At 62.6% G+C, this 20219-nt stretch carries 19 protein-coding genes and 2 pseudogenes; 9 read left to right on the top strand and 12 right to left on the bottom strand.

Going from position 1 to position 20219, the window contains the following annotated elements; translation table 11 throughout:
* Nucleotides 1–3 precede the first annotated feature (3 nt).
* From K3557_RS14940 to hemC, 8 genes and pseudogenes are all read right to left on the bottom strand, one after another.
* A complete protein-coding gene (locus K3557_RS14940; protein ID WP_259994753.1) occupies nt 4–1686 on the bottom strand; it encodes an ABC transporter ATP-binding protein in 1683 nt (560 codons plus the stop codon).
* A gap of 6 nt (nt 1687–1692) precedes the next feature.
* A complete protein-coding gene (locus K3557_RS14935) occupies nt 1693–2766 on the bottom strand; it encodes an ABC transporter permease (RefSeq protein ID WP_259994752.1) in 1074 nt (357 codons plus the stop codon).
* Between the two features lie 76 nt (nt 2767–2842).
* Nucleotides 2843–4210 (bottom strand): CmpA/NrtA family ABC transporter substrate-binding protein, encoded by a 1368-nt coding sequence (locus tag K3557_RS14930; RefSeq protein WP_259994751.1) that lies wholly within the window; start codon nt 4208–4210, stop codon nt 2843–2845.
* A gap of 263 nt (nt 4211–4473) precedes the next feature.
* Complete coding sequence (locus K3557_RS20495) at nt 4474–4914, bottom strand: ABC transporter substrate-binding protein (protein ID WP_311198473.1); 441 nt, start codon at nt 4912–4914, stop codon at nt 4474–4476.
* A 70-nt stretch (nt 4915–4984) separates the two neighbouring features.
* On the bottom strand, nt 4985–5569 hold the full coding sequence (locus tag K3557_RS14920) for an ANTAR domain-containing response regulator (protein ID WP_259994750.1): 585 nt from the start codon (nt 5567–5569) through the stop codon (nt 4985–4987).
* 375 nt (nt 5570–5944) lie between these two features.
* Nucleotides 5945–6160, bottom strand: a pseudogene (locus K3557_RS14915) (transposase zinc-binding domain-containing protein); the annotation flags it as partial.
* A gap of 177 nt (nt 6161–6337) precedes the next feature.
* Nucleotides 6338–6715: pseudogene (locus K3557_RS14910) on the bottom strand (tyrosine-type recombinase/integrase); the annotation flags it as partial.
* 890 nt (nt 6716–7605) lie between these two features.
* Nucleotides 7606–8565 carry a hydroxymethylbilane synthase gene (gene hemC, locus K3557_RS14905; RefSeq protein WP_259994748.1) on the bottom strand — a complete coding sequence of 320 codons (960 nt, stop codon included), beginning with the start codon at nt 8563–8565 and terminating at the stop codon, nt 7606–7608.
* Between the two features lie 197 nt (nt 8566–8762).
* Here hemC and hemE point away from each other — a divergent pair, with 197 nt between their 5' ends.
* Together hemE and K3557_RS14895 are read left to right on the top strand one after the other, a co-directional pair.
* Nucleotides 8763–9797, top strand: coding sequence for a uroporphyrinogen decarboxylase (gene hemE / locus K3557_RS14900; RefSeq protein ID WP_259994746.1), 1035 nt, complete (start codon nt 8763–8765; stop codon nt 9795–9797).
* A 115-nt stretch (nt 9798–9912) separates the two neighbouring features.
* Entirely contained in the window at nt 9913–10050 is a 138-nt protein-coding gene (locus K3557_RS14895; RefSeq protein WP_164982652.1) for a hypothetical protein, read from the top strand.
* Nucleotides 10051–10052: 2 nt separating this feature from the next.
* Here K3557_RS14895 and K3557_RS14890 read toward each other — a convergent pair whose 3' ends face one another.
* Together K3557_RS14890 and K3557_RS14885 are read right to left on the bottom strand one after the other, a co-directional pair.
* Nucleotides 10053–11138: a CaiB/BaiF CoA-transferase family protein gene (locus K3557_RS14890; protein WP_259994745.1), complete on the bottom strand. Its 1086-nt coding sequence runs from the start codon at nt 11136–11138 to the stop codon at nt 10053–10055.
* Between the two features lie 44 nt (nt 11139–11182).
* A complete protein-coding gene (locus tag K3557_RS14885; protein WP_259994744.1) occupies nt 11183–12043 on the bottom strand; it encodes a helix-turn-helix domain-containing protein in 861 nt (286 codons plus the stop codon).
* Between the two features lie 103 nt (nt 12044–12146).
* Between K3557_RS14885 and pobA the strand changes: the two genes are divergently transcribed.
* On the top strand, nt 12147–13328 hold the full coding sequence (pobA, locus tag K3557_RS14880; RefSeq protein ID WP_259994743.1) for a 4-hydroxybenzoate 3-monooxygenase: 1182 nt from the start codon (nt 12147–12149) through the stop codon (nt 13326–13328).
* A 290-nt stretch (nt 13329–13618) separates the two neighbouring features.
* Here pobA and K3557_RS14875 read toward each other — a convergent pair whose 3' ends face one another.
* Nucleotides 13619–14293, bottom strand: a complete 675-nt coding sequence (locus K3557_RS14875; RefSeq protein WP_259994742.1) for an NAD(P)-dependent oxidoreductase — start codon at nt 14291–14293, stop codon at nt 13619–13621.
* Nucleotides 14294–14506: 213 nt separating this feature from the next.
* Between K3557_RS14875 and K3557_RS14870 the strand changes: the two genes are divergently transcribed.
* The 6 genes from K3557_RS14870 (at nt 14507) to K3557_RS14845 (ending at nt 19948) form a co-directional block, all read left to right on the top strand.
* On the top strand, nt 14507–15046 hold the full coding sequence (locus K3557_RS14870; protein WP_259994741.1) for a CoxG family protein: 540 nt from the start codon (nt 14507–14509) through the stop codon (nt 15044–15046).
* Nucleotides 15047–15158: 112 nt separating this feature from the next.
* Entirely contained in the window at nt 15159–16118 is a 960-nt protein-coding gene (locus K3557_RS14865; protein WP_259994739.1) for an ABC transporter ATP-binding protein, read from the top strand.
* The gene (locus K3557_RS14860; RefSeq protein ID WP_237455340.1) at nt 16115–16876 is read left to right on the top strand and encodes an ABC transporter permease; all 762 of its coding nucleotides are present in this window, start codon (nt 16115–16117) and stop codon (nt 16874–16876) included. The genes K3557_RS14865 and K3557_RS14860 overlap by 4 nt, the downstream gene beginning before the upstream one ends.
* Nucleotides 16877–17206: 330 nt before the next feature.
* Nucleotides 17207–18004 (top strand): S49 family peptidase, encoded by a 798-nt coding sequence (locus K3557_RS14855; RefSeq protein ID WP_259994738.1) that lies wholly within the window; start codon nt 17207–17209, stop codon nt 18002–18004.
* A gap of 171 nt (nt 18005–18175) precedes the next feature.
* On the top strand, nt 18176–19138 hold the full coding sequence (locus tag K3557_RS14850) for a calcium/sodium antiporter (RefSeq protein ID WP_259994737.1): 963 nt from the start codon (nt 18176–18178) through the stop codon (nt 19136–19138).
* Nucleotides 19139–19171: 33 nt separating this feature from the next.
* Nucleotides 19172–19948: an SDR family oxidoreductase gene (locus tag K3557_RS14845; protein WP_259994736.1), complete on the top strand. Its 777-nt coding sequence runs from the start codon at nt 19172–19174 to the stop codon at nt 19946–19948.
* 58 nt (nt 19949–20006) lie between these two features.
* Here K3557_RS14845 and K3557_RS14840 read toward each other — a convergent pair whose 3' ends face one another.
* Nucleotides 20007–20180 carry a hypothetical protein gene (locus tag K3557_RS14840; RefSeq protein ID WP_259994735.1) on the bottom strand — a complete coding sequence of 58 codons (174 nt, stop codon included), beginning with the start codon at nt 20178–20180 and terminating at the stop codon, nt 20007–20009.
* Nucleotides 20181–20219 lie beyond the last annotated feature (39 nt).

Here is a 20219-nt window from a genome sequence, read left to right as displayed (position 1 = left end):
TCCTTACTCCGCTGCAATCTGGTTTGCGGCTGCCTTGGGCTTGGGTTTCGCCCCGTGCTCGTAGTCTTCCAGGAAATCGAGCACCTCTTGCCGGTAGGTGTAATAATCCGGGTGCTCCAGCAGCGCCTTGCGGGTGCGCGGGCGCGGCAGGTTCACTTGCGCGATCTTGCCGATGGTGGCCTGGGGTCCGTTGGTCATCATCACCACCCGGTCGGCGAGCAGGATCGCCTCGTCCACGTCGTGGGTGACGCAGATCGCGGTGACCTTGGTGCGGGACCACACCTCCATCAGCACCTCTTGCAGCTCCCAGCGGGTCAGGCTGTCGAGCATACCGAAGGGTTCATCGAGCAACAGCAGCTTGGGCGAGAGCGCAAAGGCGCGGGCGATGCCGACCCGCTGCTGCATGCCGTTCGACATGGCGTTTGCGGGCTTGTCCATCGCATCACCCAGGCCGACGCGCTCCAGATAGTATTCCACCACGTCCTGCCGCTCGGCCTGGCTGGCCTTGGGATAGACCTTGTCGACCCCGATGGCGCAGTTCTCCCGCGCGGTCAGCCAGGGGAACAGGTTTGGCGACTGGAACACCACGGCGCGCTCCGGGTTGGTCCCTTCGACGTGTTTGCGGTCGAGCTTGATCGCGCCCTTGGAAATCGGATTGAGTCCCGCCGCCATGGTCAGAACCGTGGACTTGCCGCAGCCCGAATGGCCGATCAGCGAGATGAATTCGCCCTTGTTGATCTTGATGTTGAAATCCTCGACCACGGTCAGCGGCCCCTTTGGCGTGGGGTAGATCTTGTGCAGCTGCGAGAATTCCAGAAAGCGTTCTTTGGTCAGCGACTTAGAGGCCTCGGCTACTGCCGCAGGCAGCCCGTGGACCGGAGTGACATCCGGCAGGGTTCTGGTGCTTTTGATTTTGGCCTCGATCCCTGCATCCATCAGGCAGGAGGTCACTTCCCTCCGCAGGCGCTTGAAGGTCTCGTCGCTGTTCATGGCGGACCGCTCGCGCGGGCGCGGAATGGAAACCTTGAACGCTGCCCCCAGCGTGCCGTCGGGGTTCAGCGCGATGATGCGGTCGGCCAGCAGGATGGCTTCGTCCACGTCATTGGTGATCAGCACGCAGGTTTTTTTGTCCGCCTGCCAGATCATCTCGATCTCATCCGCCAGGTTTGCGCGGGTCAGCGCATCCAGGGCTGACAGCGGCTCATCCAGCAGCAGCACCTCAGGGTCCATTGCCAGCGCCCGCGCCACGTTCACCCGCTGGCGCATCCCCCCCGACAGCTCCGCCGGGCGGCGGTTTGCAGCGTGGCCCAGGCCGACCATTTTCACGTAGTGGTCCACCTTGGCCTGTTTTTCCGCCCTTGCCATACCGGGAAAGACCGTGTCGACCGCAAGCGCGACATTGCCGGTCACAGTCAGCCAGGGCATCAGCGAATAGTTCTGGAAGATCACGCCGCGTTCGGGTCCGGGTCCGGAGATGCACTTGCCCCTGAAGGTGACAGTGCCCTGCGACGGCGTTTCCAGCCCCGCCATCAGGTTGATCAGCGTGGTCTTGCCAGTACCGGAGAAGCCCAGCAGGACAAGAAACTCGCCCTCCTCAACCTCCAAGCCGATATTGTTCAGGACATCGGTGCGGGCGGTGCCTTCACCAAAGCTTTTGGAGACATTTTTGAACTCAAGAACGCTCATGGCGGATCACCTGTTGTTCGAAAAGGTAAAGAGCGACTGCAGCGCGTACATCACCCGGTCCAGCAGGAAGCCGATGATGCCGATGGTCAGCACCGCGACGATGATCTTGGCCAGCGATTGCGAGGAGCCGTTCTGGAATTCGTCCCAGACGAATTTGCCGAGGCCCGGGTTCTGCGCCAGCATTTCGGCCGCGATCAGCACCATCCAGCCGACCCCCAGCGACAGCCGCAGGCCGGTGAAGATCAGCGGCAGGGCCGAGGGCAGCACCAGCTTGGTGATCTTGGTCCAGGTGTTCATTTTCAGAACCTTGGAGACATTCACCAAGTCCTTGTCGATGGAGGCCACTCCCAGCGCGGTATTGATCAGCGTTGGCCACAGCGAACACAGCGTCACGGTGATGGCGGAGACCAGGAACGACTTGGCAAACAGCCCGTCGTTGGTGGCGTACAGTGCGGAAACGATCATCGTCACGATCGGCAGCCAGGCCAGTGGCGATACCGGTTTGAAGATCTGCACCAAGGGGTTGATGGCAGAATTGGCCACCGGCGACAGGCCGGCTAGGATACCCAGCGGGATCGCCACCGCAGAGGCGATCAGGAAGCCGAAGAACACGGTCTGGATCGAGGTCCAGATCTGCTGATAGTAGGACGGCGCGCCGGTATAGGGGATATCCTTGACCCGTTCCGGCTGGCCGCGGTCGGTAAAGCGTTGATTGCGGGCCTCCACCTTCTTGTAGTGGGCCAGTTTCTTGGCGGCTTTGGCCTGCGCATCCCTGTGCAGGTTCACGGCTTCAGTCCAGACAGCGGCAGGGCCGGGGACCGCCCCCAGCGAAGTTTGTACTTTGGGGGCCATCGCGGCCCAGAGCAGGAGAAAGGCCGCAATCGCGATGACGGGAACCGCCAGCAGGCGCCAGATTTCCTTCATCTGCGCCTTGGGGTTGTCTCCTGCAGCGGCTTTCAGAACCGGGGTGATCCAGGCCAGGCCAAAAACCTGAAACCAGGCGTCCAGCTTGTTGATCCGGGTGAACAGCCGCGCGCGGCGGGCCTCGGAGCTGAGTGTGTCGGGGTCGATGGTGGTCATGGTGGGATCCTTTTCGAGGAATACTGCGGCAGGGTGGCGGCGGCCTTGGCTTGCCGCGCCGCGCACCCGTCCGGGGTCAGCCCTGAACGGCGCCGCCGGCGACGGTCTGGCCGGCCTTCAGGCCGATCGGCAGGCTGTCGATGTAGGCGTTGGGGGTTTTGCCATCAAAGGGGATGCCGTCGATGATGTCCTCTGCCGGGGTCGGGGCCTTGTATCCGTCACTGTCCCAGGGGAAGTCCGCAGCATCGGCAAGCCCGTCATCCACCAGCATTTTTGCCGCTTCCAGGTAGATCCCGGGTTTGTAGACCGAGCGCGCGACTTCATCATACCAGCTGTCGGGTTTGGGCTCGGCGATCTGGCCCCAGCGGCGCATCTGGGTCAGGTACCAGACCGCGTCCGAATAGAACGGATAGGTGGCGTTGTAGCGGAAAAACACGTTGAAATCGGGCACCGCGCGCGTGTCACCCGGTTCGTATTCAAAGGTGCCGGTCATCGAATTGGCGATCACCTCCGGGTCGGCACCGACGTAATCCGGGCGGGACAGGATCTCGACCGCTTCCGCACGGTTGGCGTTATCGTTTTCATCCAGCCACTGGGCCGCGCGGATCAGCGCCTTGACCACCGCGCGGGTGGTGTTGGGGTTTTCCTCGGCAAACTCTGCGGTGATCCCGAACACCTTTTCCGGGTTGTTTTTCCAGATCTCGTAATCGGTGATGACCGGTACGCCGATGCCCTTGAACACGGCCTGCTGGTTCCACGGCTCCCCCACGCAGTAGCCGGAGATGGTGCCCGCCTCCAATGTCGCAGGCATCTGCGGCGGCGGTGTCACCGACAGGAACGCCTCGGCGCCGATCTGGCCGGTCACGTTTTCGGGCGAGTAGTAGCCGGGGTTTATACCGCCAGCCGCCAGCCAGTAGCGCAGTTCATAGTTATGGGTGGAGACCGGGAACACCATGCCCATGTTGAACGGCTTGCCCTTGGCGTTGAAATCCTCGATCACCGGCTTCAGATAGGCGGCGGAAATCGGATGCGCGATCCGGCCGCCGGCGTCTGCCGGGAGGTTCGGCTTCATCATCTCCCAGACCTCGTTGGACAGGGTGATGCCGTTGCCGTTCAGATCCATCGAGAACGGGGCCACGATGCGGGCTTTGGTGCCATAACCGATGGTCGCGGCCAGCGGCTGGCCTGCCAGCATATGGGCGCCGTCCAGGGTTCCATCTATCACCCCGTCCAGCAGCACCTTCCAGTTCGCCTGCGCTTCGAGGGTCACAAACAGCCCCTCATCATCGAAGAACCCCTGCTCATAGGCTACCGCCAGCGGCGCCATGTCGGTGAGCTTGATGAAACCGAAGGTCAGAACGTCTTTTTCTAGGTCGGGCATGTCAGCCAGAGCCGGCCCGGTCAGCGTGGTTGTGGCCGTCAAGGCGAGGATCAGTTTCTTCATCGGGTCGGTTTCCTTTGTTTGCTGTGTCCGGCCCGAAGGCCGAATAAAAAAAGCCGCTGACACGCACCGCCGGGAGGAGTGGCGGTGGGTCGAGCGGCTTTGCTCAGTGAAACCCGGTCTTCGGGAAAATTCTCAGTCAGGCACCGTTGCCTGTCTGACCTCAGGCTGCCGGAGGAGGAGCAAGGCGGCAAAGATTTCTTTGCTCATGCAGCAAGAAATTCTGCGTTGCAGCATGATGATCCGGAAAGCTGCCTGCTTTTTCATCAGTCCGCGGCCTGGGGGTCAAAAACGCGGCCATCGAAGAACCGGTTCTGCAACAGGCTGACCGCTTCCGATTCTCCCGCTGCCAGCAGCAGGGCGTTGATTGCGCCTTCCAGTGTCAAAGGGGCGCCGGGCAAGCCGGCGCCGGTCCCGAGCAGGGCGTTGCGGTACAGATCGCTGCGAAGTACCTGCATGGCCTTTGCAAGTTCCGTCTTGCGGCCCAGACTGCTGCTGACACCAATGACGGTGCCATTGACGGGCAGCACCGACAGCGCGGACAAGGGCGCGCTGACGCTACCAAGGCCAAGCGCCGCAGCTATCGGCACCGGGGCGAGAATCTTGGCGGTGTCTACCTTGCCAAAGGCCAGCATATCCCGCAGCGACGGCCAGGAAGGCGCGCGGTACAGCTCCAGCGTCAGCCGTTGTTCGGCGGCAACGCCCAATTCCTGCGCGGCAATCAGCGGCGCCGCATCGGTCAGCGGGACATAGCCGGCAGGGATCCCCGTGTCGTGCTCATGCCAGCAGCCCTGCTGCGGTGACCAGCGCTTGCGCCACGTCTGCGACGCGCTTGTTCTGGTCCATCGCGGCCTTGCGCAGCAGCGCATAGGCTTCATCTTCGCTGATGCCGCGGGCCTTCATAACGATGCCTTTGGCGCGGTCGATGACCTTGCGCTCTTCCAGGGCGCGCTGGGCTTCGGCAAGCTCGGTGCGCATCCGCTGAAACAGCCGGAACCGGGCGATCGCGGCGTCCAGAACCGGCTTCAGCCGGGCGGGCTGCAGCCCGTCGACTACATAAGCCGAAACACCGGCCTCCACCGCGGCAGCAGACAGCCCGTCCTCGCTGCGATCGACAAACATGGCCACCGGACGTTCCTTGGGGCCGGATGCAAGCGTCAGTTCCTCCAGCATGCCGCGTGTGGGATTTGCAATATCAATAAGGACAACATCCGGGTCACGCACCTGTATCCGGCGTGCCAGGCCTGAAGGTTCCGAGATGACCTGAATGTCGAAATCCCCGGCTTCCCGCAGCCCGCCCACAATCATGAAGGCGCGTTCGCGGTCTGTTTCTACAACAACAATGGACAGGGCATCGGGCATGCGGCAGAGCATGAAAAGGGCGGAAGATGTCTGTAAAGGTCACTGATGCGAAGCGATTTTCAGATAACGTGCTTACGCCGAAATTTTAAGCGAACAGCCTGAACATTTGGCTTGGTAGAAAGAAACTGGCGGCAGCCAAACGTCGGCCTAGGGGAGGCTGCTTGATGTTCGCAAAGGGTGATATGTGCAGGTTCCTCGGACGCTATGCCAGCACGGCCCTGGGTCCGATGAAGGGGTCCTCGGCATACACGACCCAGTCGATCCGGCGCAGCGGTTGCAGAAACGCGTCGAAGGCCGCGCGATCCGCAAGCCCGGCATGACCGCCGAAGACGTGCAGCTTCCCGGCGACGAGCGGCCGGGCCAGCCCGTCCAGTTGGGACAGTGCCTGTTCCGGCGAGAGTTGCAGGCAATGTGGTCATGCCCGCAGTCATCACATCGCGCGGCATGGCCACTGAGCGCCGCCGTGCGGCAGCGCTCGATGGCGCCCATCACTTTCAACTGGCCGAGGCTGATGCCACCCCTGTTTGCTGCCCGGTACGCAGCACCACTGGCGCGGAAGATATCCGCGACCTCCAGCTTTGGCAGAGGCAACGCGGTCGATGATGCGCCTTTCTTGCGCTTAGCCTGTGCCGAATCATCGAGCGGGCTCTCAACCTCCGAGATCTGCGCCCTCTCATCGATTGCTGGGCAATCGTCTGCCGGGCAGTAGATGACCCGGATGTCCACGCCGCGCTCCAGCAGATGTGTTGCGAAAGAATGGCGCAGCGTGCCAGAGGCGCGTCTTCGGCACGACGTGCGCAGCGTCACCGGCTTGGTAATCCCCGCGGCCCGCGCCGCCTGCTTGAACAAACGCGAGATCTGACGGGCAGGCAGGTGCTTGCCGCCATAGCCGGGGAACATGACCTGATCAGGCCAAGGCACTCCTGTGCCCTGACCGGTGGGACGTTCTTTCCACCAGTCCCGCAGTAATCCCAGAATGCCGGCGGGCAGCATCACGTTGCGATCCTTGCGGCCTTTGGATTGCACGATGTGGATTTTGTTTTCGGCGCCGTCGTGTCGAAGACGCGCCTTCGGCACGATATCGCCAACCTTCAGCCGGACGACCTCGCCCGCACGCAGGCCGCAGCCATAGGCCAGCTTTAGCATCACCCGCGCCTTCAAGCTTGGTGCCATGACCAGGATGCGCTTGACCTCGTTGCCGCTCAGCACCAGCGGCACCTTCACCGGCTCCTTGAGGCTGAAAACCTCCGCGGCCAGGTCATGCCGCCACAGCGTCACCCGGAACAGAAACTTCACCCCGGTCATGGTCAGGTTGCGGGTGCAGATGCTGGTGCCGCTTTCCATCAGATGCCGCTGGAAGCCCCGCAAGTGGCTGGTTTGAGACGCTGGTCCCAGATTGCGCGCCGGCATACCGGCAATCATCCGGGCCCGAAGGGGTGCCGTCGGTGAGGACTGCTGAACGGTCATGGCAAAACCCTCTGTCAACCGAGGCAAAGTCACCTCGGCCAACAGCACCCACCCGTCATCGAAATCCGCGAAGCAAATCCCGGTTTCCCGCAACGCCAGCCACAGGCGCCCATATCGCGGAGCGATTTAGTGCCCGGTGCCTAAAGCAGACTTGGGCGGGTTGCCTGTCTGCATGTACAGAGAACGTCAGGATTGTACCGGGTTGGGTAAATTCAGCGCTTCGGAATTGCTGCACCTTGCCTGAATGACTGCATTTCCTCTTGCTATGCAGCGGGTGATTTTCGGCAGTGCGGCGGGTAGGCACGCTGCGAGCGCGCGCAGCGAGAATTCAGAACGTCCGCAATGGGCTCTCTGACCGAATTCGCCGCGCAAGCGACGGACGGCCGCTCTGTTGAAATCACATGGACCAAGAGCGTGCAGACCTCAAATATCGGAACGCTCACTGCCCATGCTATCGTTGCGGCCAGATGGTGACCGAAGCAACACGGTAGATATATTCAGCCAGATGAAGAGAGGATCCTGTATTCTTCTGGCCTCAAATATCCCGGAGCGCGAGGCAGAGCCTCGCTTCAGGCCTTCCAGTCAAAGAACCCCTTGCCGGCTTTCTCCAGTAGCTTTGCCGCCATTTCCCGACCCAATTCCGCACCGTCTTCCACCGTGCAGGTCTGATCATCGTTGATCGCTTTGGAACCATCCGGGCGCAGCACTTCGCCGCGCAGGCGCAGGGTGGGGCCGTCGAGTTCGGCAAGGCCCGCAATCGGAGTCTCGCAGGAGCCGTCAAGCGCCGCCAGAAAGGCGCGTTCGGCTGCCAGGCGCTGGCCGGTTTCGCCGTCATGAATTGCTGAGAGCATCTCGGCGGCGCAGCTGTCATCCGCGCGCCGTTCAATGCCGATGGCGCCTTGTGCCACTGCGGGCAGCATGTCGTTTGTTTCGATCGCTGTGGCAGGCACATCCGCCATCTCCAGCCGGTTAAGGCCGGCCATTGCCAGGAAGGTGCATTCCGCGGCACCCTCGGACAGTTTGCGCAGCCGGGTCTGCACGTTGCCGCGGAACTCTACCACGTTCAGATCGGGACGGCGGTTCAAGAGCTGCGCGCGGCGGCGCAAGGATGACGTGCCGACCACCGCGCCCTCGGCCAGGTCATGAAGCGATTTGAGAGACGGGGAAATGAACGCATCGCGCACGTCCTCGCGCGGCAGATAGGTGTCCAGCGCCAGCCCCTCCGGCTGCAGCACCGGCATGTCCTTCATCGAATGCACCGCGATGTCGATGGCACCGGACAGAAGATCCTCTTCGATCTCCTTGGTGAACAGCCCTTTGCCGCCCAGCTCCTTCAGCGGCTTGTCCGCTGCGATCAGTGCCTGATTGTCGCCGGTGGTCTTGATCACCACGATCTCGAACGCCTCCTGCGGCAGGCCGAAAGCGGCGGCCAGGCGGCTGCGGGTCTCATGGGCCTGGGCCAGCGCCAGCGGCGATCCGCGGGTGCCGATTTTCAGGGGCGAAGCGGGGGTGGGCAGGGTCAGTGTCATAAGAAGAAGCCTTAAATCAGTTTGCGCCCCGGAGGAAACCGGTTTTTGCCTCTCTCACATGCCCGGGGAGGCAGCTTTGATGTAGGACAAGGCGCTTGGGGGCAGGGCGCGGCAGATCGCCCCTGCTCTTGACATTCCGCGGCGCAGGCGTGACCTCAGAGGGCGATATATACGGGCGATTGATAGCGAGGATGACCATGGGTGGACAAAAGAAGCTGCTGCGCGCATTGGCGGGTGAGAAACAGGATGTGCCGCCGATCTGGATGATGCGCCAGGCGGGCCGCTATCTGCCGGAATACCGTGCGACGCGGGCCGAGGCCGGGGATTTCCTGTCGCTTTGCTACAATCCTGAATTGGCCGCCGAAGTGACCCTGCAGCCGATCCGCCGCTATGGCTTTGACGCGGCGATCCTGTTTGCCGATATCCTGCTGATCCCGCAGGCGCTGGGGGCGGATCTGTGGTTCGTGACCGGCGAAGGCCCGCGGCTGTCGACCATCACTTCTGACGCAGATTTTGCCAAGCTTGGCCCGGCATCGGATATCCACGAAACACTGAACCCGATCTATGAGACCGTCCGCATCCTGTCCCGCGAATTGCCGTCCGAGACGACGTTGATCGGTTTTGCCGGCGCGCCCTGGACCGTTGCGACCTATATGATCGCGGGCCGCGGCACCCCGGACCAAGGACCGGCCCATGCCCTGCGCGAGGAAAACACCGCGCTGTTCGAGGCGCTGCTGGCGCGGATCACCGAAGCCACCATTGACTATCTGTCCAAGCAGATCGAAGCGGGTGCCGAAGTGGTCAAGATCTTTGACAGCTGGGCCGGTTCGCTGAAGGGCGAAGCGTTCCAGAAATATGCTCTGGAACCCTGCCGCCTGATCACCGCGGCGCTGAAGGAACGGCATCCGGGCATTCCGGTGATCGGCTTCCCGCGGGAAGCGGGCGACAAATATGCGGGCTTTGCCAAGGCCACCGGAATTGATTGTGTGGCGCTGGACAATTCGGTGGATCCGGCTTGGGCTGCGGCCCATGTGCAGGCGGACGGCTGCGTGCAGGGCAATCTGGCGTCCCGCCACATGGTGACCGGCGGGCAGGATCTGGTGGATGAAACCCGCCGCATTGTTGATGCCTTCAAGAACGGCCCGCATATTTTCAATCTGGGCCATGGCATCACGCCGGATGCGGACCCGGACAATGTGCAGCTGATGATCGACACGGTCCGCGGCGGCTGAGCGGTTCAGCTGCGGCCCGGCCTTGTGCCGGGCGGCGGTTTCGGGCATCAGCGCAGCAGCACGCGCCGCGAATAAGGACATAACGGTGGATTACGGTAAATCTGGAGCACCCAAAATGGGCAAGAATAAACCTCGTCACGCCGAACATAATGCCAAGGGGACCAAGAAGAACCCCTTTGGCAAGCAGTCGGACAAAACCGAGCTGCTGAAGCGTATGAAAGCGGCAGCCGAGAAACCCAAGAAAGAAGACTGAGCCTATTTGAGGCCCAATTCCGTCAGGATTTCGTCCGTATGCTGTCCGCGCGCGGGGATTTCCGGCGGGGTCCATTCCGGCTGATCTGAAAACCGCGGGGCAGGAGCAGCCTGCAGCACGCCCTGCGCTTCAGCCCATGTGCCGCGGGTGTTCATCGGGTGCGCCAGGGCTTCTTCGGGGTTCAGCACCGGTGCCACGCAGGCATCTGAATCTTCAAACAACGCCGCCCAGTGATCACGCGGTCGACTGGCAAAGATCCCTGCAAGGCGGCCGGTGAGAGCGGGCCAGAGGGCTTTTTTGAACTGCTGACGGAACGCTGGATCCTCGGACAGCTGCAGCTTTTCCAGGAACAGCGCATAAAACTTCGGCTCCAGGCATTGCACCGAGACATAGCCGCCGCACGCACAGGCATAGGTGCGGCTCCAATGCGGCCCGTCGAGCAGGTTTGCGCCGCGTTGCACGCCGAAATTGCCGGCCTGGCGGATGCTCATCAATAGGTTCATCATATGGGCCGAGCCGTCATAGATTGCGGCATCCACCACACAGCCGCTGCCGGTTGTTTTGGCCCCGAGGAAACCTGCCAGCATCCCCGCCACCAGATACATCGCGCCACCGCCGATGTCGCCGACCAGCGTGGCGGGTGTTTGCGGCACATCGCCGGGGCATGAGGCATACCAAAGCGCGCCGGACAGCGAGATATAGTTCAAATCATGCCCCGCCGCATGGGACAGCGGGCTGTCCTGCCCCCAGCCGGTCATGCGGCCATAGACCAAGGCGGGATTGACCGCGCGGCAGGTTTCCGGGCCAAGGCCCAGCCGTTCCATCACGCCGGGGCGGAAACCCTCGATCAACCCGTCAGCGGCGGCGGCAAGAGCCAGAAAGGCTTCGACATCAGCGGGCTCTTTCAGGTCCAGCTCAATCGATCGTTTACCCCGGTCCAGCAGCGAGCGTTCCGGCATTCCGGGGGTGACGGCGCCGCCCTTGCGGTTGACGCAGATCACCTCGGCCCCGAGGTCGGCCAGTGTCATTGCTGCAAAGGGGCCGGGGCCTAGGCCTTCGACTTCGAGAATACGGATCCCTTGCAGCATTTCGGTCCCTTTCGTGATGCCCGGCTGGATCAGTCTGCGGCGGCTCAGCTGCTTTGGGCAAGCTGCCGACGGAACTTCCGTGGCGGCAGTCCGGTGCCCTTGGCAAAGATCCGGCTGAAATGGGCCGGATCGGTAAAGCCCAGTTCATAGGCGATCTGCGCCGCGGTCAGGTTGGTGTAGATCAGCAGCCGCCGCGCCTCGCGCAGGACACGGGCGCGGACCAAGGCCGAGGCCGGCTGGCCGGTGGCCTGATGGGCGATGCGGTTGAGGTGGGTTGCAGAGACAGCCAGCGCGCAAGCGTAGTCCGCCAGCGGGCGCCGCAGGCGGAAGTCGCGCTCTACCAGCGCCTCGAACCGGGCAAACAGCGGGCTGACCCGGGCCTGCGGATCCTCTCCCTGGGCGGCGGCGATGGCGCGGGCGGCCAGCGCGGTAACCGACAACGCTAGTCCGCGCAGCATCTGCGCGCGGCCAAAGCCCTTGTTTCCATATTCCCGGAACAGGCGCGCAGCCAGGCTTTGCAGCCCATCGGGCAAGGGCAGGACGGCAGGCAGATCCAGCGGTGCGCGCATCCCTTCGCCCGGTGCCAGGTTCTGGTCCAGCAAGTCCGAAGCGAGGGTGATCACCCAGCCGCCGGTGCCGCTGCCAAAGCGGAAACCATGCACCACGCCTCGGGGCACGTTTATCAGGCAGGGCGGGGACAGGGCGTGGCTGTTTCCGTCAAGATCCGCCTCTCCCGAACCGCCGGTCAGCACCAGTATTTGGTGCAGCCGGGTATGGCGGTGCGGCCTCAGCTCCCAATCATACAGCTCGGACCGGCTGCGGATGGTCTCCACATGCAGGATATCGGCAAGTTCCGCGGTCTCGCCAAACAAGTTGTAGGTGTCGATGGAGGTTTGCGTCTGCATGTGCGAAAAGTACAAGAACTGGCGCGTTGGGTCCATTCGCAAAGATGTGCGCGCAGGGCATAATTCACCCTGCAAGCACAAGTCGAAAAATCGGGGAACGCGCATGTCCACGCATCAGACGCAGGTTGTCATTATTGGCGGCGGGCCTTCGGGGCTGCTGCTGTCGCAGCTGTTGCATCGCCGGGGGGTCAGTTCAATTGTTCTGGAAAAGCACAGCCGGGCGCATGTGCTGGGCCGGATCCGGGCCGGGGTGCTGGAACATGGCTTTGTCAATCTGATGCGCGAGGCCGGCTGCAGCGGGCGGATGGATCGCAAAGGAGAGATCCACGAAGGGTTTCATATTGCTCATCAGGGGCGGCTGGACCGGATTGACCTGGCGAAACACACCGGCGGAGAGACGGTGATGGTCTACGGCCAGACCGAGGTGACCCGCGATCTGTATGAGGCGCGCGACGCGATGGGTGGTGAGGTCCTGCATGAGGTGCAGAATGTGCAGCCGCATGGGCTGACAGATGCGCGCCCTTATGTGACTTGGGAGCAGGATGGCGCATCGCAACGGGCAGACTGCGACTTTATCGTTGGCGCCGACGGCTTTCACGGGGTCAGCCGCAAATCTATTCCGGCGGAGGTGCTGAAGGAATACGAAAAGGTCTATCCCTTCGGCTGGCTAGGGGTTCTGTCGGAAACGCCGCCGGTCGCGGAGGAGCTGATCTATGCCCGCCATGAACGGGGGTTTGCGTTATGCTCGCTGCGCAGCCGGGTGCTGAGCCGTTACTACATCCAGGTGCCGTTAACGGACCGGGCCGAAGATTGGAGCGACGCAGCCTTCTGGGCGGAGCTGAAGCGCCGCCTGCCGGAACAGGTGGCAGGGCAATTGGAAACCGGCCCGTCGATCGAGAAGTCCATTGCGCCCTTGCGCAGTTTCGTGGCGGAGCCGATGCGGTACGGCAATTTGTTCCTGGCGGGCGACGCAGCCCATATTGTGCCGCCGACCGGGGCCAAGGGGCTGAACTCGGCGGCCTCGGACATCTACTACCTCTATCATGGCTTCCTGGACCACTATCTGCGGGGCGACAGCAGCGGGCTGGACGATTATTCCGAAAAGGCACTGGCGCGGGTCTGGAAAGCGGAGCGGTTCAGCTGGTGGATGACCAACCTGCTGCATCGTTTCCCGGAAGGCACAGAGACCGATCTGCGGTTGCAGCGTGCGGATCTGGACTATCTGTTCTCTTCAGAGGCGGCACGGGCCTCGCTGGCAGAAAATTACGTCGGGTTGCCGTATTAGGCGCGGAGCCTCCCGCAGGGCAAGCGTGTCCGCTGGCCAAGGAACGGCTGGCTCCCGCGCCTTTGCCATGCATCAAGGATACAAGATAAAGCCTCGGGCCCGGCGCCGCGCTGGTGCGCGGCGCCGGGCCCGTCTGCGGCAAGCCGTCCCGGCCGGAGCGGCGGCGCCTGGAAGCTGTCCCGGTGGATGCGTAAACTTGGCCTGACTGTCTGAGAGCTGCGGACGCCGCTGGAGCACGGCAGCAGCGTGCGCAGCACGCTGCCCGGCCCAACGCTGCTCAAGGTCCGGCGTCAGCCGGCCGCCAGGGCGGGGGCGGGAGCGCCCCAGGCAACAGTCAGTCTTTGGCTGGCAGGGCGCGGGTTTTCAGCCAGATCCAGCAGCGCAGCGCCGAAATCCGCAAAGGAGATCTGCGACACACCTGCGGCGTTTGTCAGCAGGGTGTCGGTGCCAAACTGGTATTGGCCGGTCAGCGGGCCCTCTGTCAGCAGCGCGGGCGGACGCAGGCAGGTCCATTCCACCCCGGTTTCCTGCTCCAGCATGGCGTCTTGCGCCGCGCAGGCTTCGGCAATCAGGCGGGAACCTTCAGGCAGGAAACCCGGTGCGCTCAGCACTGTGTGGCCGCTGCCATCCGCCAGCTTCAGCAAGGCCGCGCCGCCTGTTACCAGGGCCGGAACGCCGGCGTGGCCCGCTGCCTGCACCGCGGTGCGGGTCAGCGGGATCAGGTCCTCTTCACGCCCGGCAGGCGGGCGCAGGGCGCTGATGACCAAATCATGGCCTGCTGCCGCGTTGACCGCGGCTTGCGGATCCGTCAGCAGGTCCAGTGGCAGCGGAGTGACCAAGGGGCTGATTGCGGCAAGGGCTGAAGGCGCGCGCGATACGGCCGTTACCTGATGGCCACGCTGTGCTGCGGCCTTTACGGCTGCACTGCCCACGTCGCCGGTGGCGCCGAAAATGATGATCTTCATTGTATGCTCCTTGACTTATCTTGATGTCGAGATAGCGTGTATAAATCTCGACGTAAAGATAAAGTGGCAAAGATTGACGCTACGGCAGTTACGCCGCTTTTGCTGACCTTAGCGGTGCAGATCAGGGGCAGGGGCCAATGCCGGCTTGGCAGGGGGCTGCGGTGCGGCTAGGTCTGAGAGGAACCGGAAACATGCGCCAGGGAGGCCAAGCCCATGCAGATGAGTGACCAGAAGGAGATCGCCGCCGATCCCGCAACCGTCTATGCGGCGCTGCTGACGCCGGAGGTGCTGAAGGCTTGTGTGCCCGGTGCACAGGAGGTCACCGGCACGCCGCAGGAGGGGTTCGAGGCCACAGTCACCCAGAAAGTCGGCCCGGTCAAAGCCACCTTCAAAGGCCAGGTCAGCCTGTCGGATCTGGTGGAGAATGAAACGCTGACCATTTCCGGTGAAGGCAAAGGCGGTGCGGCCGGCTTTGCCAAGGGCGGGGCGGTTGTGACGCTGGCGCCATCGGACACAGGCACGCTGTTGTCTTATGAGGTTGAGGCCAAGGTCGGCGGCAAGCTGGCACAGCTTGGCAGCCGCATCATCGACGGTTTTGCCAAAAAGATGGCGGATCAGTTTTTTGCCAATCTGCAGGCCCATCTGGCACCGCAGGAGGAGGCCGAAGGAGACGGGGAAACCCCGGCTGACGGCGAAGCCCCGGAAGACAGCGGAAAAAAGGGCTGGTTCAGCAAGGTAACAGGCCGCGGCTGAGCCAGCCGATCAGTTCTGCGCAGACGCACAGGCGCGTCTGCAAGGCGGGGGCTGGCAGAGGCGGCACGCCGTCGTTAGGGTGGCCGGGATTTGACAACATGCCGGAGGCACCATGGCGTCCATCCTGTCCATCCGCGAGCTGCGCAAGGTCTATGACGGCGGTTTCGAGGCGCTGAAAGGCGTCTCGCTTGATATAGAAGAAGGTGAGATTCTGGCTCTGCTCGGCCCCAATGGCGCGGGCAAGACGACCCTGATTTCTACCATTTGCGGCATCACCACCGCGACCTCGGGTAGCGTCAGCGTTGGCGGTTTCGACAATGTGGCAGAGTTCCGCGCCGCCCGTGCACTGATCGGGCTGGTGCCGCAAGAAATCACCCTGGAGCCTTTTGCCAAAGTGCATGACACGGTCAGTTTTTCGCGCGGCCTGTTCGGTAAGCTTGCTGATCCGGCGCGGATCGAGGATATTCTGCGCAAGCTGTCGCTGTGGGAAAAACGGGACGCCAAGGTCATGGAGCTGTCCGGCGGCATGAAACGCAGGGTGCTGATTGCCAAGGCGCTGGCGCATGATCCGCGCATCCTGTTCCTGGATGAGCCGACGGCGGGCGTGGATGTGGAGCTGCGCAAGGACATGTGGGCGATCGTAGCTGAGCTGAAGGCCGGCGGCGTCACCATCATCCTGACCACCCATTACATCGAGGAAGCCGAAGCGATTGCGGACCGGGTCGGTGTGATCACCGGCGGTGAATTGCTGCTGGTCGAAGCAAAAGAACAGCTGATGGCCCGGATGGGGCAGAAACAGCTGGAGGTGCAGCTGACCACGCCGGTTGACGCCATTCCGGAAGCGCTGGCGCAGCATGAATTGCAGCTGGTGAATGGCGGCGCTGCGCTGCTTTATACCTATGACACAAGGGCCGAGCGGACCGGCATCACCACACTGTTGAATGACGTCGCGCAGGCCGGGCTGGTGCTGGCGGATGTGCAGACACGGGAATCCAGCCTGGAAGATATCTTTGTCGGGCTTGTGTCAGGGGATGGGGCTTCGGCCGGCACTGTTCAGGGGGACGCAGCATGAACTGGACAGCGGTCGCAACCATCTACAAGGCGGAAATGGCGCGGTTCTGGCGCACTTTTCTGCAAAGTTTCATCTCGCCGGTGTTGTCCACATCGCTTTACTTTGTGGTCTTCGGCAGCGCCATCGGCAGCCGGATCCAGGAGGTTGACGGGATCGACTACGGAGCCTTTATCGTGCCGGGGCTGATCATGCTGTCGGTAATCACCCAGAGCATATCCAATGCGTCCTTCGGGATTTATTTTCCGAAGTTCATCGGCAACATTTACGAAATCCTGTCGGCCCCGATTAATTTCCTTGAGGTGGTCGCGGGGTTTGTCGGCGCGGCGGCAACCAAGTCGCTGTTCATCGGCGTGGTGATCCTGTGCACGGCGTCGCTGTTTGTGGATCTCTCCATCCAGCACCCGATTGCGATGGTGGCGTTTCTGGTGCTGACCTGTCTCAGCTTCTCGCTAATGGGGTTCATTATCGGCATCTGGGCCGGGAATTTTGAGCAGCTGCAGCTGGTACCCCTGTTGGTGGTGACGCCGCTGGTGTTCCTGGGCGGCTCTTTCTACTCAATCTCGATGCTGCCGCCGGTGTGGCAGACCGTCACCCTGTTCAACCCAGTGGTCTATCTGGTGTCGGGTTTCCGCTGGGCGTTCTTTGGCCAGGCGGACGTGCCGGTCTTGCTGAGCCTCTGCGCTATCGGCGGCTTTACCCTGGCCTGCATGGGCGTCATCTGGTGGATCTTCAAGACAGGCTGGCGCATCCGGGCCTGATCCGGCGGCTTGATGCGGTACGGGGGAGGCTCCCGCCCGCAGCGGGTGCCCGTTGGGCGCCCTCGCGGTTGGGCCCTGCACGCTGCGCATGCCGGGTGTTGCGTCATTAACCGATAGAGCACGCTGCGCCGCGCGGCAGCGCGGCGCCCGGCCCAACGGGAGGGTGGCTGCTGTAAGCAGCCGGCCTGACGGGCGGGAGCCTCCTGGGGTATTTGCCGGGTGCAAACCAGCGTTGCATTTATGCCCGCGGCTGTGCGGTTTTTGCCTTTCACCACAATTCCCCGGGACGCGCACCTTGTTTCATCCCGGGCGGCTCTCTACATCGGCGCCATGAGATTTCGCCTGCCTTTCCTGAAAAGACAGCCCTTGGTGGCAGTAGTGCGCCTGAATGGCGCCATCGGAATGCCCGGCCGCGGCTCGCTCAGCGATGCGGCCCTGGCGCCGGTGCTGGAACGTGCTTTCCGCAAGGGCAAACCTGCCGCGGTGGCGCTGGAGATAAACTCGCCCGGCGGCTCGCCGGTGCAAAGCTCGCTGATCGGCGCCCGCATCCGACGCCTGGCGGAAGAGCTGAACATCCCGGTCTACGCCTTTGTCGAGGACGTTGCGGCCTCGGGCGGCTATTGGCTGGCGGCCTCAGCAGATGAGATCTGGGCTGATGCCAGCTCGGTGCTGGGCTCGGTCGGGGTGATTTCCGCGGGCTTTGGCGCTCATGTGCTGCTGGCCCGCCAAGGCGTGGAGCGCCGGGTCTATACTGCGGGCGAGAGCAAATCCATGCTGGATCCGTTCCGCCCGGAAGATCCCGAGGATGTGCAGCGTCTGAAGGTGATTCTGAACGACATCCACGCCAATTTCATCGACCATGTCACAGACCGCCGCGGCGCCAAGCTGCACAGCGAGGAAAACCTGTTCACCGGCGAGATCTGGCTGGCCCGCAGGGCCTTGGACCTGGGGCTGATCGACGGCATCGGCCACCTGAAACCCAAGATGCAGGAGCGTTTCGGCGACAAGGTCCGCTTCCGCCGCTATGGGCTTAAGAAGCCGCTGCTCAGCCGCTTTGGCATGCAGGTCGCGCAGGATGTGCTGGCCGGGATCGAGGAGCGGGCGGAATACGCGCGTTTCGGCCTCTGACGTGCTGTTCAAGATTGTTGCACTTTTTCTGGTGGTGATGGCGGTGCTTGCCATGTTCGGCAAGCTGCGCTTTCCAGGCCAGAAACAGATCAATTCCAGGCGTTGCCCCTCCTGCGGCCGCTTCCGGATCGGCAAAGGCCCCTGTGCCTGCAAAAAAGGAGATCGTGGCAAATGATGCCATGGCTGTATTCGGCTTTGGGCCTGGTGATCCTGCTGCTGGCAGGCGATGCGCTGGTGCGCGGGGCGGTGAACCTCAGCCTGCGGCTGGGTGTGCCTGCGCTGATTGTCAGCCTGACGATCGTGGCCTTTGGCACCTCGGCGCCGGAACTGCTGATTGCCATCAGTGCGGTGCATGAGGGCGCCGATGGAATTGCGATGGGCAATGTGGTCGGCTCCAACACTGCCAACATTCTGCTGGTTCTTGGCATTCCCGCGCTGATGCGGGCCTTGCACACCAGCGAATGCAACACCCGCAAAAACTATGTCTTCATGCTGGTCGCCTCGGTGCTGTTCATCGGTCTTGCCTTTTGCGGCACCTTCACCGTCTGGTCAGGCCTGATCCTGCTGGCTGCGCTCTCTGTTGTGCTTGGAATAGCCTTTCGCGAAGCGCGCAATCACCGGCGCAATGGCAAAAGCAGCAGCTGTGCAGCTGACGTGGACCTGGAAGAGATCGAGGAAGCCGATCCGGACATGCCCTATTGGCGTGTTTGCACCTATCTGCTGCTGGGCCTGATCGGCCTGCCGCTGGGCGCCGATCTGCTGGTTGACAATGCCACCATCATTGCCCGCACCTACGGGATCAGCGAAACCGTGATCGGCCTGACCCTGGTAGCGGTTGGCACCTCGCTGCCGGAGCTGGCGACCACTGTCATGGCAGCAATGCGCCGCCAGGCCGATGTGGCGCTGGGCAATGTGATCGGTTCCAACATGTTCAACCTGCTGGCCATCATCGGTATCGCCACCTTTATCGGCCCGATCACTGTGGACCCGGAATTCCTGCGGTTCGATCTTTGGGTGATGCTGGCAGCCTCGCTGCTGCTGATCCCGTTTGTCTTCCTGAAACAGGACATCACCCGCATCTGGGGTGTTATTCTTACGGCGCTCTATCTGGCCTATATGGCCGTGCTGTTCTAACTCTTTCACTGCAGCGGCAGCAAGGAGGCGGAGATGCGGGCATTGGTGACCGGAGCGGGCAGGCGGCTGGGCCGGGCGATGGCGCTGGAACTGGCCGCGCGCGGGTATGACGTTGCCGTCCATTTTTCGTCCTCGGCTCCGGAGGCTGCGGATACAGCGCAGCAGATCCGCGCCCTGGGGCGGGATGCGGCGGTGCTGCAGGCGGATCTTTTGGACGAAGAACAGACACAGGCCTTGCTGCCCCGTGCGGCTGAGGCCCTGGGTGGGCCGGTCACTTGCCTGGTCAACAATGCCTCGGTTTTTGAGCATGACACGCTGCCCACCGCCACACGGAACAGCTGGGACCGGCATCTGGACAGCAACCTGCGGGCGCCCTTCGTGCTGCTGCAGGCAATGGCCGCGCAGCAGGTGCCGCTGGTGCGGGATGCAGGCGGCGAGCCGCGCGCCTGGGGGCTGGCGGTCAACATGATCGACCAAAGAGTGCGCAAACTGACACCTGAATTCATGAGCTACACGCTGGCGAAGTCTGCGCTGTGGACACTGACACAGACAGCCGCCCAGGCCCTGGCGCCGCAGATCCGGGTCAATGCCATCGGACCGGGGCCAACCTTGCAGGGGCCGCGGCAAAGCCGGGAGCAGTTTGCCCGCCAGCGCGCAGCCACAATCCTGCAGCGGGGAGCGGATGCCGGGGACATCACCGCAGCCCTGTCCTATTTGCTGCAGGCCAAGGCGGTCACCGGGCAGATGATCTGCACCGATGGCGGCCAGCATCTGGGCTGGCAAACCCCGGACAGCGACGGGCTGGAGTGACGCAAACAGGGATCAAAACGTCCCTTTCCCCAAAAGTTTTGCACCGGTTCACCTGCCGTCACGGAAGCGTTACAAAAGTGCCTTTGTTTTCAAAACCTTGACAGGGGCGACGGAAAGTTTCAATTGAAAACAGCGCCTTATCAAATTGCCTAATTTTTAAGCATTCGCCCAAAACCACCAAATTATAAGGGAAAAGGCGGGATAGCCCAAAGATATCTCCGTAGTTATCCACAGCTTCGGTGGATTTCCCTGCTCTTGATCCGGGCAGGCA

The sequence above is a fragment of the Leisingera sp. M523 genome (assembly GCF_025141335.1).
Lineage (GTDB): Bacteria > Pseudomonadota > Alphaproteobacteria > Rhodobacterales > Rhodobacteraceae > Leisingera.
This window is presented reverse-complemented; position numbering and strand designations above follow the sequence as displayed.

Bases quoted from the DNA above. Each gene is read 5' to 3' on its own strand.
- K3557_RS14885 (WP_259994744.1), bottom strand. From the start codon at position 12,043: ATGCAGACGCAAACCTCCATCGACACCTACAACTTGTTTGGCGAGACC.
- K3557_RS14920 (WP_259994750.1), bottom strand. From the start codon at position 5,569: ATGCCCGATGCCCTGTCCATTGTTGTTGTAGAAACAGACCGCGAACGC.
- K3557_RS14895 (WP_164982652.1), top strand. From the start codon at position 9,913: ATGGGCAAGAATAAACCTCGTCACGCCGAACATAATGCCAAGGGGACC.
- K3557_RS14845 (WP_259994736.1), top strand. From the start codon at position 19,172: ATGCGGGCATTGGTGACCGGAGCGGGCAGGCGGCTGGGCCGGGCGATG.
- hemC (WP_259994748.1), bottom strand. From the start codon at position 8,565: ATGACACTGACCCTGCCCACCCCCGCTTCGCCCCTGAAAATCGGCACC.
- K3557_RS14890 (WP_259994745.1), bottom strand. From the start codon at position 11,138: ATGCTGCAAGGGATCCGTATTCTCGAAGTCGAAGGCCTAGGCCCCGGC.
- K3557_RS14935 (WP_259994752.1), bottom strand. From the start codon at position 2,766: ATGACCACCATCGACCCCGACACACTCAGCTCCGAGGCCCGCCGCGCG.
- K3557_RS14860 (WP_237455340.1), top strand. From the start codon at position 16,115: ATGAACTGGACAGCGGTCGCAACCATCTACAAGGCGGAAATGGCGCGG.
- K3557_RS14850 (WP_259994737.1), top strand. From the start codon at position 18,176: ATGATGCCATGGCTGTATTCGGCTTTGGGCCTGGTGATCCTGCTGCTG.
- K3557_RS14875 (WP_259994742.1), bottom strand. From the start codon at position 14,293: ATGAAGATCATCATTTTCGGCGCCACCGGCGACGTGGGCAGTGCAGCC.
- K3557_RS14855 (WP_259994738.1), top strand. From the start codon at position 17,207: ATGAGATTTCGCCTGCCTTTCCTGAAAAGACAGCCCTTGGTGGCAGTA.
- K3557_RS14865 (WP_259994739.1), top strand. From the start codon at position 15,159: ATGGCGTCCATCCTGTCCATCCGCGAGCTGCGCAAGGTCTATGACGGC.
- K3557_RS14870 (WP_259994741.1), top strand. From the start codon at position 14,507: ATGCAGATGAGTGACCAGAAGGAGATCGCCGCCGATCCCGCAACCGTC.
- pobA (WP_259994743.1), top strand. From the start codon at position 12,147: ATGTCCACGCATCAGACGCAGGTTGTCATTATTGGCGGCGGGCCTTCG.
- K3557_RS14940 (WP_259994753.1), bottom strand. From the start codon at position 1,686: ATGAGCGTTCTTGAGTTCAAAAATGTCTCCAAAAGCTTTGGTGAAGGC.
- hemE (WP_259994746.1), top strand. From the start codon at position 8,763: ATGGGTGGACAAAAGAAGCTGCTGCGCGCATTGGCGGGTGAGAAACAG.
- K3557_RS14930 (WP_259994751.1), bottom strand. From the start codon at position 4,210: ATGAAGAAACTGATCCTCGCCTTGACGGCCACAACCACGCTGACCGGG.